The organism is Amycolatopsis tucumanensis (assembly GCF_021654135.1).
Classification (GTDB): Bacteria; Actinomycetota; Actinomycetes; order Mycobacteriales; family Pseudonocardiaceae; genus Amycolatopsis_E; species Amycolatopsis_E tucumanensis.
The window spans coordinates 1-13,133 of sequence record NZ_JAKGSD010000041.1 but is presented as its reverse complement, the minus strand read 5'-3'; the positions used below and the strand labels follow the sequence as shown (position 1 = coordinate 13,133).

The following is a 13,133-nucleotide window of genomic DNA, read 5'->3' as shown; positions in this document are numbered from 1 at the left end:
AACTCCCGCGACCAGCACGGCGCTGCGATCCGGTCCGAAGCAACCGTGCCTCAGCCCGAACTCAGCACTGCGACTAGGCCCGCAACAACCTCCCGCGACCAGCACGGCGCTGCGATCCGGTCCGAAGCAACCGTGCCTCAGCCCGAGCTCAGCGCTACGGCTCGGCCCGCAACAACCTCCCGCGACCAACACGGCGCTGCGATCCGACGCGAAGCAACCGTGCCTCAGCCCGAGCTCAGCACTGCGACTCGGCCCGCAACAACCTGCGCGGCCCCAGCGGGACCGTCCGCCGCGCAGGCGCAAGACTCAGCTCATCGAAAACCTCGGCATCCCCTCCCCGACCGAAACCCCGACCGAAACCCCTACCGTCCTCCGCTCAGGACTCCACCGCGATCAGCGTGAACGGCACCCCTTGGTCGTCCAGTACCTGGGCCATTCGCCCGTACGGTGAGTCCTGCGGCTCGGTCATCCGGCGGCCGCCAAGGGACTCCGCTTTCGCCAGCGCCTCGTCGGTGTCCGTCACTCCGAAGTAGACTGACCAGTGCGGCGGCACCTGCGCCGGGACCTCCGGCGGCAGCTGTCCCAGCCCGCCGACCGTCCGGTCGTCCACGTTCAGCGCCGCGTAGACGAAGCCGTCTGCGGACAGGTCGTCGAAGCGGTAGCCGAACACTCGGCCGTAAAAACCTTTCGCCGAGTCGAAGTCGCGTGTCATGCACTCGTTCCAGACCAGCGTGCCCGGCACGTTCGCGATTCCCGCGCCGATGTGCCCCTTCGCCTGCCAGAGGCCGAACGCCGCGCCCGTCGGGTCGGCCGCGATCGCCATCCGGCCCGAATCGCCGACATCGCCGGGCGGCAACAGCACCTGACCGCCTGCCTCGCTGATCTTCGCGGTCGTCTTGTCGACGTCGGCGACCGCCAGGTACGTCGTCCACGCCGCGCCCTGGTCGTCCACCGCGGGTGGTAACGGGCCGACCGCGGCTACGGCTCTGCCCTCCAGCGTCGCGATCGTGTAGTGCCCGTACTCCTCGCCCTGGTCCTCGAACCGCCAGCCGAGCAGCCCACCGTAGAACTCGGCAGCCCGCTTCGGATCGGCCACCATCAGGTCGACCCACGCCGGCGTGCCCTCGGGCCAAGCGGTGTCGCGCAGAGTCATCTCGAACATCCCTTCCACCAGGAGTTGTGCCAGTGGTCACAGTCTGGCACCCACCCCCGACAAAAACGGGTCAGCCGAGAACGGCGTACACGATCACGTTGTCCCGATAACTGCGCGCCGCCCGGTCGAACTCGCCGCCGCAGGTGATGAGCCGCAGCTCCGGGCCGACCGTGTCGCCGTACACCGCGGCGGTCGGGAACTCCGCCTTCGCCACCCGCTCCACGCCGGTCACCACGAAACCAGCGCGTGAACCGTCCACACGCGACACCTCCACCCGGTCACCGGGCGAGAGTTCCCCCAACCGCGCGAAAATCCCCGGCCGCCGGTTGCCGTCGACGTGCCCGAGCACCACCGCGGGCCCGCGCTCCCCCGGCGCCGGGCCGTGTGAATACCAGCCCGCCTGCTCTGGCGAAGTCACCGGCGGCGTCTCCACCGTCCCGTCCTCGTTGAGCCCCAACGGGATCAGCGTCGAGCGCGCCCCGATCGCCGGGATCTCCACGGCAGCGGGAGCCGCGACCGGCCGGGCCTGCTCCGGCGATGCGGCGCAACCGCACAGCAGGAGCAGGCCCAGCACCGCGGCGAACGCCGCCCGGATCACGGCGCCAGCGACCCGTCACCGGTCTGCGGCGCACCCCGCGGCACGACCCGCGTCTGCCCCGGGCTCTGGTCCGCCTTGCCCGGCGCGGGCGACGAATCCCGCTCGAGCACGGTGAAGTAGACGGTCACCGGTTCCCCACCGCAGTGGAACGACACCGGATAGGAGCCTTCCGGCACGTCGCGGATTACCGTCTCGGCGAACAACGCCCACGGCTGATGACCCTCCGCGTTCGCCGCAAGCGGTTGCGTCACCCGCAGGGCTCGAGTGGTGAGTGGACTGGCTTCGGCGTCGCACGCGGCGGCGACCGAGACCTGCTCGCCGGCGTGCCCGCTGTACGCGGACAGCTTCAACCAGACGGGCATCGGCGCCGAAGTGGTCTCCTCCGCCGAGCTGGTTTCCTCCGGCGGAGTGGTGGTGGTCTGCGCGAACGCCGGCGTGGCGGCGACCAGGGTCGCGAAGAAGCCGGCGGCGATGGCGGTTGTTCTCATGGCGGCCTCACGGCGGTAGAGCTGATGGCCCTTAAGGCGCGCCGCCGGGTGCCGGGGTTGGCCCCCGACACCCAACCGTGACGTCAGTCCAGGTCGTCGTGCCGCATCAGCTGCCGCGCGGCCTCCGTGATGGAGCCGGACAGCGACGGGTACACCGCGAAGGTGAGCGCCAGGTGGTCGACCGTCAGCTGGTTCTGCACCGCCAGCGCGATCGGCAGGATCAGCTCGCTCGCCGTCGGCGCCACGACCACGCCGCCGACGATCACGCCGGTCGCCGGACGGCAGAACAGCTTCACGAAACCGCGGCGCAGCCCCTCCATCTTGGCCCGCGCGTTGGTCGCCAGCGGCAGCATGATGGTCCGGGCAGGCACCTCGCCGGAGTCGATCGCGCTCTGGCTGATGCCGACGGTCGCGATCTCCGGGTGGGTGAACACGTTCGCGGCGACCGTCTTCAGCTTGATCGGCGCGACGCCCTCGCCGAGCGCGTGCCACATCGCGATCCGGCCCTGCATGCTGGCCACCGACGCGAGCATCAGCACACCGGTGCAGTCGCCGGCCGCGTAGATGCCGGGGACGCTGGTGCGGGACACCCGGTCGACCGTGATGAACCCGCCGGGGCCGGGCTCGATGCCGACCCGCTCCAGGCCGATGTCCTTGGTGTTGGGCACCGAGCCGACGGTCATCAGCGCATGGGTGCCCTCGATGACGCGGCCGTCCTGCAAGTGGACCTCGACGCCCTTCTCGGTGCGCTCGACCCGCTCCGCGCGCGCATGCTTGACGACGGTGTTGCCGCGCTGGGCGAACACCTCCTCCAGCACGGCGGCGGCGTCCGCGTCCTCGTGCGGCAGGACGCGGTCGCGGCTGGAGACGAGGGTGACCTTGACGCCCATCTCGGTGTAGGCGGAGGCGAACTCGGCGCCGGTCACGCCGGACCCGACCACGACCAGGTGCTCGGGCAGTTCCGGCAGGTCGTAGAGCTGACGCCAGTCGAGGATGCGCTCGCCGTCGGGCACCGCGCCCGGCAGCACGCGCGGGGTGGCGCCGGTGGCGATCAGGACGACGTCGGCGTCGAGCACGTCGACGTCGCCGGTGGCCTTCGTGACGCGCACCTTGTGGGTGGCCAGGCCGGGCTCGTCGTCGTCGAACCGGCCCTCGCCGGTGAGGACTTTCACACCTTCGCGCTGCACGCGGGCGCGGATGTCGGCGGACTGGGCGAGCGCGAGGCCCTTGACCCGGCCGTGCACGGTGCGCAGGTCGACGCTCGTGTCGGCCATGTCGGTGATGATCCCCAGCTCACCGAGGCCGTGCATGTTCGCGCGGGCGCCGGAGGAGGCGATGAACGTCTTCGACGGGACGCAGTCGTAGAGCACGCAGGCGCCGCCGAGCCCGTCCTTCTCGACGATCGTGACGTCGGCGCCGTGCTGTGCGGCCACCAGCGCCGCCTCGTAGCCCGCCGGTCCGCCGCCCATGATCACGATCCTGGTCACGTGGTCTCCTCCTCCTTACGCGCACCTCATCCACAACCTTAGGCCGCGACACCTGGAGTACGTCCGGTCGGGTGAGCGATGGGCGGCTAGGCTGTGCGCGTGCCGTTGTATGCCGCCTACGGGTCCAACATGGATCCGAATCAGATGATGGAGCGGGCGCCGCATTCGCCCATGGCCGGCACGGGCTGGCTGGAGGGGTGGCGGCTGACCTTCGGAGGCGAGGACCTCGGCTGGGAAGGCGCCCTGGCGACCATCGTCGAAGACCCGGGCTCCCGGGTCTTCGTCGTGCTGTACGACGTGACGCCGCTGGACGAGGCCCGGCTGGACAGCTGGGAAGGCGGCGAGCTGGGCATGCACAACAAGATCCGGCTCCGCGTGCAGACGATGGACGGCTCCGCGCTGGCCTGGCTGTACGTGCTGGACGCCTACGAGGGCGGTCTGCCGTCGGCCCGGTACCTGGGCGTGCTCGCCGACGCCGCCGAGGCCGCGGGCGCGCCGACGGACTACGTGGACGACCTGCGCACCCGCCCCTGCCGCGGTATCACATCCTGACCCCGGCTTGTCCACAACCCCTGTGGACAACCGCCGGCCCTGTGGACAAGCGAAGGCCGGCGAGCGTCACCCAGACGCTCGCCGGCCTTGTTCGTGCTGGTCAGGCCAGGGCGGCCAGCGCGGTGTGGACCAGGACGCGGACGCCGACGTGCAGCGCGCGCTCGTCCAGTTCGAAGGTGGGGCGGTGCAGGTCGCGCTGGTCGCCTTCGCCGGACCACACCCCGAGGCGGCAGAAGGCGCCCGGCACGTGCTCCAGGTACCAGGCGAAGTCCTCGCCGCCCGACGACTGTTCGGTACCGGTCACCGCATCGTCGCCGAGGGCCGCCTCGATTCCGGCGCGCAGCAGCGCCGTGCTGTCCTCGTCGCCGACGACCGGCGGCACCCCGCGGCGGTAGTCCAGCTCGAAACCGACCCCGTAGGGCGTCAGCAGCGACTCCACCGACGAGCGGACGAGCGGCTCCAGCGCCTTCCACACCTCGTGTTCGGCCGTCCGCAGCGTGCCCCGCAGCACGCCCTCCTCGGGCACCGCGTTGGCGGCCTGCCCGGCGTGCACCGCGCCCCACACCAGCACGGTGCCGGAGCGCGGGTCGACCCGCCGGGACAGCAGCGACGGCAGCGAGGTGATCGCGACACCCAGCGCGTGCACCAGGTCGGCGGTCAGGTGCGGCCGGGACGTGTGCCCGCCGGGCGAGGTCAGCCGCAGCTCGATGAGGTCGGCGGCCGACGTCAGCGCGCCGACGCGGGTACCGATCTTGCCGACCTCGACCCGCGGGTCGCAGTGCAGGCCGAAGATCCGGTCGACGCCGTCGAGACCACCCGCGGTGATCACGTCGAGCGCGCCGCCGGGCATGACCTCCTCGGCGGGCTGGAAGATCAGCCGCACGCGTCCGGGCAGCTCGGGCGCCGACGCGAGTGCCTTGGCCGCGCCGAGCAGGATCGCGGTGTGCGCGTCGTGCCCGCAGGCGTGCGCCGCGCCGTCCACCGTCGACGAGTAGGGCAGGCCGGTCGCCTCGGTGAGCGGCAGCGCGTCGATGTCGGCCCGCAGCGCGACGCAGCGGTCACCCGATCCGACGTCGCACACCACACCGGTGCCGCCGGGCAGGATCTCCGGGCTGAGACCGGCCGAGCGCAGGATGTCGCAGATCAGCTCGGTGGTCGCGAACTCGTGACGCGCCAGTTCCGGGTGGGCGTGGATGTGGCGGCGCCAGGCGACCAGGTCCGTACCGCCGCGCTCGAGCCACTCGTCCAGCCAGAAGGGGCCCCGGCCCGCACCGAGATCGGTCACGGGAGCCATGCTGACGCCGTCCGCCGTGATCAGCGCGTCCGACGCCTCGAACGAGGTAGGGCGACCACCGTGATCACCGGGCACCTCCGGGCGGGAGTCCAGCACGGTCACGCCGCACCTCCATACACACCGAGAACTACGTAACCCATTTGACGCAATCCTGCACCATGCAAGGAGCAATCTTCGAACCGGATCTCACGCTGGGCGACGGCCGGTAGTGGATCTGCGGCGAGCGGCACTACGGAATACGGCGTAACCGAATGCGCCGCGTGTGGTCAGCTGGAGGCCTTGCGCTTCTTGCGCCGCACGCTCCGTCCCCAGAGGACGATGGCGGCGAGCACGGCGGCGAGCACCCCGACGATGATCTTGTTCTTCGTCTTCTCCTGGTTGGCCTTGCTGTTCTCGTCGGGGTTGATGCGCGGCCCGGGGTCCGTGGTCTGCTGCGCCACCACGTCGGCGGCGACGTGCACGGCCACCGGCGCGGCGAGCGCGGGCGCGGTGGGCACGGCGAACGTGACCATCGTCGTCAGCATCAGACCCGCCAGCACGGCACGCACCTTGACCATGCTGCCCAGTGTGCCGGTTCGGTTACCCGTCAACAAGGAGACTCACGCGGAGAAGGCGTCCAAGATCTTCTGCGCGGCCAGCGTGGCGGTGAGCCTGCCCTCCCGGACGTCCTCCTCGACCTCGGGTACCAGCGCTTTCACGCCCGGGTGCTCGGCGAGGCGGGCCTGCAGCTGTTCGCGCACCATGGCCCAGGTCCAGTCGACCTGCTGCTGCTTGCGCTTGCGGTCCAGCTCGCCGGATCCCTCGAGCGTTTCCCGGTGCCGCTCGATCTGCTGCCACACCGTGTCCAGGCCGATGTCGTTGAGCCCGCTGCAGGTCAGCACCGGCGGCGTCCACGCCGCGTCCGGGCCGTAGATCATCCGCAGCGCCCCGGCCAGCTCCCGCGCGGCGCGCTTGGCGTCGCGCTCGTGCTCGCCGTCGGCCTTGTTCACCGCGATCACGTCGGCGAGCTCCAGCACGCCCTTCTTGATGCCCTGCAACTGGTCGCCGGTGCGGGCCAGCGTCAGGAACAGGAAGCAGTCGACCATGTTCGCCACGGTCACCTCGGACTGCCCGACGCCGACGGTCTCGACCAGCACGACGTCGTACCCGGCGGCCTCCATCAGCACGATCGTCTCGCGGGTGGCGCGGGCGACGCCGCCGAGCGTGCCGGACGTCGGCGACGGCCGGATGAACGCGGCCGGGTCGTTGGCCAGCCGCGCCATGCGGGTCTTGTCGCCGAGGATGCTGCCGCCGGTCCGGGTCGACGACGGGTCCACGGCCAGCACCGCGACCCGGTGGCCGGACCCGGTCAGGTCGGTGCCGAGCTGGTCGATGAAGGTCGACTTGCCGACCCCGGGCACGCCGGTGATCCCGACGCGCCGCGCGCCACCGGCGTGCGGCAGCAGCTCGACCAGCAGCTCCTGAGCGAGCTGCCGGTGGTCCGGCCGCTGGGACTCGACCAGCGTGATCGCCCTGGACAGGGTGCCGCGGTCGCCCGCGAGCACACCCTTGGCGTAGGCACCGACGTCGATCTTGCGCGGCAAGGGCTCAGGACTCCCGCTGCTCGAGCTGGTCGAGCAGGTCCAGCGCGGCGTCCGCGATGACCGTGCCCGGCCCGAAGATCGCCGACGCGCCCGCGGCGCGCAGCTCGTCGTAGTCCTGCGGCGGAATGACGCCGCCGCAGACGATCATGATGTCCTCGCGCCCGAGCTGGGCCAGCTCCTCACGCAGCGCGGGCACCAGCGACAGGTGACCGGCGGCCAGCGAGGACACGCCGACGACGTGCACGTCCGCCTCGATCGCCTGGCGCGCGACCTCGGCCGGCGTGGAGAACAGCGGGCCCACGTCGACGTCGAAGCCGAGGTCGGCGAACGCCGTGGCGATCACCTTCTGGCCGCGGTCGTGCCCGTCCTGCCCCATCTTGGCGACGAGGATGCGCGGACGGCGCCCCTCCGCCTCGGCGAACGCCTCGACCCGCGCGCGTGCCTTCTCCACGTTCCCGGATTTCCCGACCTCGTCGCGGTACACCCCGGAGATCGTACGAATCTGCCCGGCGTGGCGACCCCACACCTTCTCCAGCGCGTCGGAGATCTCCCCGACCGTCGCCTTGGCGCGGGCCGCGTCGACGGCCAGCTCCAGCAGGTTGCCCGAGCCTTCCGCGGCCGCGGTGAGAAGGCGCAGCGCGTCCTGCGTGGCGTCCTCGTCGCGCTCCTCGCGCAGCCGCCGCAGCTTCTCCAGCTGCTGCGCGCGCACCCCGGCGTTGTCCACCTTGAGCACGTCGATCTGCTGGTCGTCGACCACCTGGTACTTGTTCACGCCGATCACCGGCTGGCGGCCGGAGTCGATCCGCGCCTGGGTGCGGGCCGCGGCCTCCTCGATGCGCAGCTTCGGGATGCCGGCGTCGATCGCGCGGGCCATGCCGCCCGCCGACTCGACCTCGCTGATGTGGCCCCACGCCTTGCGCGCCAGGTCGTAGGTCAGCTTCTCGACGAACGCGCTGCCGCCCCACGGGTCGATCACGCGCGTGGTGCCGGACTCCTGCTGCAGCAGCAGCTGGGTGTTGCGGGCGATGCGCGCGGAGAAGTCGGTGGGCAGGGCCAGCGCCTCGTCGAGCGCGTTGGTGTGCAGCGACTGCGTGTGCCCCTGGGTCGCGGCCATCGCCTCGACGCAGGTGCGGATGACGTTGTTGAACACGTCCTGCGCGGTCAGCGACCAACCGCTGGTCTGGCTGTGCGTGCGCAGGGACAGCGATTTCTCGGACTTGGGCTCGAACTGCTTGACCAGCTTCGCCCACAGCAGCCGGGCCGCCCGCAGCTTGGCGACCTCCATGAAGAAGTTCATGCCGATCGCCCAGAAGAAGGACAGGCGCGGCGCGAACTTGTCGACCTCCAGGCCCGCGTCGATCCCGGCGCGGATGTACTCGACGCCGTCGGCCAGCGTGTACGCCAGCTCCAGGTCGGCGGTCGCCCCGGCCTCCTGCATGTGGTATCCGGAGATGGAGATCGAGTTGAACCGCGGCATCCGCTGCGAGGTGTACGCGAAGATGTCGGAGATGATCCGCATCGACGGCTGCGGCGGGTAGATGTAGGTGTTGCGGACCATGAACTCCTTGAGGATGTCGTTCTGGATGGTCCCGGCCAGCTGCTCGGGCCGCACGCCCTGCTCCTCGGCCGCCACGATGTAGAGCGCCATGACGGGCAGCACCGCGCCGTTCATGGTCATCGACACGCTCATCTTGTCCAGCGGGATGCCGTCGAACAGCTGCCGCATGTCGTAGATGGAGTCGATCGCCACGCCCGCCATGCCGACGTCACCGGCGACCCGCGGGTGGTCGGAGTCGTAGCCGCGGTGGGTGGCCAGGTCGAAGGCGACCGACAGGCCCTTCTGCCCGGCCGCGAGGTTGCGGCGGTAGAAGGCGTTGGACTCGGACGCGGTGGAGAACCCGGCGTACTGGCGGATCGTCCACGGCTGGTTGACGTACATCGTCGGGTACGGGCCGCGCAGGAACGGCGCGATGCCCGGGTACGTGCGCAGGAAGTCCAGACCGGCGGTGTCCTCGGCGGTGTAGAGCGGTTTGATGCCGATGCCCTCGGGGGTTTCCCAGGTCAGGGCGTCGGCGCCCTTGCCGGTGCTCGAGTGCAGCGCCTCGGCCCAGTCGGTCTGGCTGCCCGGGTCGGGGATGCCGAGTTCGACGTCGGTGAAGTCGGGGATGGCCATCACTTCACTCCCAGCGTGTCGAGGATGGCGGCCAGGGCAGCGAGGGCGTCGCAGCCCGCGTGCACGTACGTGTCGACGCCCGGGTACTGCCCCTTGCCCGCGAGGATCACCCGCCTGGCGCCGGCTTCCTTGAGCTGCTTCGCGGTGTCCGCCGCGTGCTCGGCGTAGAGCTTGTCGGTGCCGCACAGGCAGGCGACCGTCGCGCCGCTCTCGCGGAAGGCGGCGACCACGTCCTCGACCGCGCCCGGGTTGAGCGGTTCGATGCCGCCGGCCTGGAGGAGGTTGGACGCGAAGGTCGCGCGGGCGGTGTGCGCGGCGATCGGGCCGAGCGTGGCGAGGAAGACCTTCGGCCGCTCACCCGTCTCGGCGAGGTGCGCGTCGGAGCGGTCCCGCAGCTGCTCGTAGGCCTGCGCGTACCGCACGCGCGGCAGCCCGCCCTCGTCCACAACGGACGGAGCCGGGGTGCGCTCGACCGGTTTCTCGTGCAGGTCCGGGAACTCGCTGACGCCGGTGATCGGGTCCTTGCGGGTGGCCAGGCGCTTCTGCCGCGCCGCCCAGGTCTCCGCGAGCCGGGCGGCGAGCGTGCCGGAGTCCAGCACCGCCTCGATGCCGCCCTGCCGCTCGATCTCGGTGAACTCGCGCCAGGCCGCGTTGGCCAGCGCGTCGGTCAGGTTCTCCACGTACCAGGAGCCGCCCGCCGGGTCGATCACGCCGGACAGCTTCGATTCCTCCAGCAGGATCGACTGGGTGTTGCGGGCGATCCGGCGGGAGAAGGAGTCGGGCAGCCCGATCGCGAAGTCGAACGGCAGGACGGTGACCGCGTCCGCGCCGCCGACACCGGCGGCGAAGCAGGCGACGGTGGTGCGCAGCATGTTCACCCACGGGTCGCGGCGGGTGAACATCGCGGGCGAGGTGACGGCGTGCTGGCGCATGCCGCGGCCTGCGGTCGCGCCGGACACCTCGCACACCCGCGCCCACAGGCGGCGGGCGGCGCGCAGCTTGGCGATGGTGAGGAACTGGTCGGCGGTCGCGGCGAAGCGGAACTCGAACTGGTCGGCGGCCGCGTCCACGCTCAGCCCGGCGTCGGTGAGGGCACGCAGGTAGGCCACCCCGGCGGCGATGGCGGCGCCGAGTTCCTGCGCGTCGGAACCGCCCGCCTCGTGGTAGGGCAGGGCGTTGACGACCAGCGTGCGCAGCTTCGGGTGCTTGGCGGACAGGCGGGCCGCGAGCGCGGCGGCGGGAGCGGTGTCGTGCGGACGGCCGGTGCGGGCACGCAGGGCGATCGGGTCGGCGCCGATGGTCCCGGTGACCTCGCTGTCCGGGATGTTCTTTTCGGCGAGCAGCCCGAGCAGCGCGTCGGCGGCGGCCTCGTAGTCGGCGCCGGGGTCGAGCACGATCGGCGCGAGGTCGAGGTAGACCTCGTTGAGCGCGTCGGCGAGGGCGTCCAGTGGCAGTGCGTCACCACCGACGCGCAGCCACACCGAGGAGGCGCCGTTCTCCAGGTCGGCGAGGACGGCCTTGTTGGTCTCGGCCGCGTCGGCGCCGCCGTGCAGGACGCGCACGTCCCAGCCGGTGCCGACGTTGCCTTCGGCCCGCGCGCCCCGCACGTACGGGGGCAGGCCGGGGAACCCGGCGGGCGCGGCGGCGTCGTCCGCCGTGTAGAGCGGCTGGATCTCGATGCCGTCGTAGGTCTTGCTGGTCAGGAGGCTTTCCGGGGCGCCGTCGAAGTCCTCCGGCAGCACTCCGCTCTTCGTCAGCACCCCCGCCACGAGGCGTTGCCAGTCCTCGTGCCGCGGCGTCCCGAACTCGGCGGCGAGGGCCAGCTCGTCCGGTGAATCCGGGGTGGGCGCCGTTGTCCCAGCCTGAGTCATAGGTCTGATGGTAGGGGGCGGGCAAGGGGCGCGATTGTGACTCTGCTCGCGGCCCGGCAGCGCCCGCAGTCACCGAGCGCGCATCCGCAACAATGGTGCCGTGGCGAGTTCGAGCGAGGAGACCAGGGTGGTGGCCGGGCGGTACCGGCTGCGCTCCGTGCTGGGCTCCGGCTCGATGGGCACGGTGTGGTCGGCCTACGACGAGTTCCTGCACCGGCCGGTCGCGGTGAAGGAGATCCTGCTGCCGCCCGGGGTCACCGCGGGCCAGGCGAACGAGCTGCGTGAGCGGACGCTGCGCGAGGCCAGGGCCATCGCCGTGCTGTCTCACCCGAACGTGATCACCCTGCACGACGTCGCACGTCAGGACGGCGAGCCGTTCGTCGTGATGGAGCTGCTGCCGTCGCACAGCCTCGCCGAGCTGATCCGCGACCACGGGCCGCTGTCGGTCGAGCAGGCCGCCGCGGTGGGTGACGCGGTGGCCGCGGCGCTGGGGGCCGCGCACAACGCGGGCATCACGCACCGTGACGTGAAGCCGGGGAACGTGCTGGTCGCGGAGGACGGGCGGATCAAGCTCACCGATTTCGGCATCGCCCGGAACGTGTCGGACGCGTCGATGACCCGCACCGGGATGACGCTGGGTTCGCCGGCGTACATCGCCCCGGAGGTGGCTTCCGGCAAAGCCGTCACCCCGGCCGCGGACCTGTGGGGTCTGGGCGCGACGTTGTTCTGCGCGGTGGAGGGCCACCCGCCGTACGACGCGGACGGCGACCCGCTGGAGACGATCGGGAAGGTCGTGAAGGGCGAGGTGCCACGGCCGTCGCCTGGTCCGCTCGCGCCGTTGATCACCGCGTTGATGGCGAAGGAGCCGCGGGACCGGTTGCCGCTGGCGCAGGTGCGGCGGCAGTTGTACCCGATACTGGAGAAGGCGCCGCGGGTCCTGTTCGGACCGGAGATGTTCGCCGCGGCGAGCGGTCAGCGCGAGGAGGCCACCGACACTCGGGAGATCTCGGCGAGCCCGGTGCTGGAGGACGGTGCCGCGGAGGCGAGCGGTGAGCTGGCGGCCGATCCCGGTCCCCTGCCGTTCGGCCCGCCCCGCGCGGAGGCGAGCAACGAGCTGGCCGCCGATCCAGGGCCGTTGCCGTTCGGGCAGCCCCGTCCGGCCGACACGCTGGCCGCGCCCCGCCCGGCTGCCACGCTGGCGGCACCGGCCACGGCCGGCCGCAGCACTACGGCGACGGTGTTGCTGGTGGTGGCTTCGCTGGTGCTGTTCGTGGCCGCCGCGTTCGGCGGTTTCGTCGCGGCGCGGGTGATCGGGGCGCAGCCGGTGGCGCCCCCGTCGCGGGACGAGACGTCCGCGCCGTCGGTCCCGCAGCCCACGGTCTTCGAGCGGCGCACGGGCGAGGCGTCGAGCGTCAAGGGAGCTCAGGACGGCACCTTCACGGTCGACGTGCCTGCCGACTGGACGCGGTTCACGAGCTCCCAGGCCGGCGACGACCTGCCCCTGTCGACGCTGGTGCAGTTCGTCTCCGCGGACGGTTCGCAGATGCTGGCGGTGAACCACTTCCCGAAGTACTTCCCCGGCAACGACATCGCCGACTACGTCAAGGCGCTGGAGAAGAGCCGCTCGAACGGCGAGTTCAAGCTGGTCAACCAGGCGAAGCTGGCTGAGCAGGACGGCCTGACGATGATGTACCGGACCATCGACAGGGCCGCCGCGGGATCCGTGAGCCGCACGACGTACGCGAAGGTGTTCAAGCAGGGCACCAGCCTCTGGGCGGTCAGCGTGACGGTGCCGACGGAGCAGGAAGAGACCGCGAAGACCGCGCTCTACGACCGCATCCTGCCCACCTTCCAGGTGACCGGCTAGGCACGTCGGACACAACCGCCACCCGGCAACGCAAAGCAGCCGACTACCCCAACCAGACCTCCCCCGC

Annotated in this window: 11 protein-coding genes; 2 read left to right on the top strand and 9 right to left on the bottom strand. The window is 71.5% G+C overall.

What is annotated here, in order from left to right; genetic code table 11:
• Positions 1-376: 376 nt before the first annotated feature.
• The 4 genes from L2C96_RS31160 to L2C96_RS31145 all read right to left on the bottom strand — a co-directional run bounded on the left by L2C96_RS31160 (position 377) and on the right by L2C96_RS31145 (position 3,726).
• Positions 377-1,153 carry a VOC family protein gene (locus L2C96_RS31160; protein WP_237338792.1) on the bottom strand — a complete coding sequence of 259 codons (777 nt, stop codon included), beginning with the start codon at positions 1,151-1,153 and terminating at the stop codon, positions 377-379.
• A gap of 70 nt (positions 1,154-1,223) precedes the next feature.
• Positions 1,224-1,751 carry a class F sortase gene (locus tag L2C96_RS31155; RefSeq protein ID WP_237338748.1) on the bottom strand — a complete coding sequence of 176 codons (528 nt, stop codon included), beginning with the start codon at positions 1,749-1,751 and terminating at the stop codon, positions 1,224-1,226.
• Positions 1,748-2,239: a hypothetical protein gene (locus L2C96_RS31150; RefSeq protein WP_237338747.1), complete on the bottom strand. Its 492-nt coding sequence runs from the start codon at positions 2,237-2,239 to the stop codon at positions 1,748-1,750. The genes L2C96_RS31155 and L2C96_RS31150 overlap by 4 nt, the downstream gene beginning before the upstream one ends.
• An 83-nt stretch (positions 2,240-2,322) precedes the next feature.
• Positions 2,323-3,726, bottom strand: a complete 1,404-nt coding sequence (locus L2C96_RS31145; RefSeq protein WP_020423174.1) for an NAD(P)H-quinone dehydrogenase — start codon at positions 3,724-3,726, stop codon at positions 2,323-2,325.
• Between the two features lie 99 nt (positions 3,727-3,825).
• On the opposite strand from L2C96_RS31145, the gene L2C96_RS31140 reads away from it, so the two are divergent.
• Entirely contained in the window at positions 3,826-4,278 is a 453-nt protein-coding gene (locus tag L2C96_RS31140; RefSeq protein WP_039792089.1) for a gamma-glutamylcyclotransferase family protein, read from the top strand.
• Positions 4,279-4,378: 100 nt separating this feature from the next.
• On the opposite strand, the gene L2C96_RS31135 is transcribed toward L2C96_RS31140, so the two are convergent.
• The 5 genes from L2C96_RS31135 to L2C96_RS31115 all read right to left on the bottom strand — a co-directional run bounded on the left by L2C96_RS31135 (position 4,379) and on the right by L2C96_RS31115 (position 11,199).
• On the bottom strand, positions 4,379-5,674 hold the full coding sequence (locus L2C96_RS31135; protein WP_020423176.1) for a M20 family metallopeptidase: 1,296 nt from the start codon (positions 5,672-5,674) through the stop codon (positions 4,379-4,381).
• Between the two features lie 164 nt (positions 5,675-5,838).
• Positions 5,839-6,129 carry a hypothetical protein gene (locus tag L2C96_RS31130; protein ID WP_237338746.1) on the bottom strand — a complete coding sequence of 97 codons (291 nt, stop codon included), beginning with the start codon at positions 6,127-6,129 and terminating at the stop codon, positions 5,839-5,841.
• 42 nt (positions 6,130-6,171) lie between these two features.
• On the bottom strand, positions 6,172-7,155 hold the full coding sequence (gene meaB, locus L2C96_RS31125) for a methylmalonyl Co-A mutase-associated GTPase MeaB (RefSeq protein WP_237338745.1): 984 nt from the start codon (positions 7,153-7,155) through the stop codon (positions 6,172-6,174).
• A gap of 4 nt (positions 7,156-7,159) precedes the next feature.
• The gene (gene scpA / locus L2C96_RS31120) at positions 7,160-9,328 is read right to left on the bottom strand and encodes a methylmalonyl-CoA mutase (RefSeq protein ID WP_237338744.1); all 2,169 of its coding nucleotides are present in this window, start codon (positions 9,326-9,328) and stop codon (positions 7,160-7,162) included.
• The gene (locus L2C96_RS31115; protein WP_237338743.1) at positions 9,328-11,199 is read right to left on the bottom strand and encodes a methylmalonyl-CoA mutase family protein; all 1,872 of its coding nucleotides are present in this window, start codon (positions 11,197-11,199) and stop codon (positions 9,328-9,330) included. The genes scpA and L2C96_RS31115 overlap by 1 nt, the downstream gene beginning before the upstream one ends.
• A 127-nt stretch (positions 11,200-11,326) precedes the next feature.
• On the opposite strand from L2C96_RS31115, the gene L2C96_RS31110 reads away from it, so the two are divergent.
• Entirely contained in the window at positions 11,327-13,066 is a 1,740-nt protein-coding gene (locus tag L2C96_RS31110) for a serine/threonine-protein kinase (protein WP_237338791.1), read from the top strand.
• Positions 13,067-13,133: the final 67 nt, after the last annotated feature.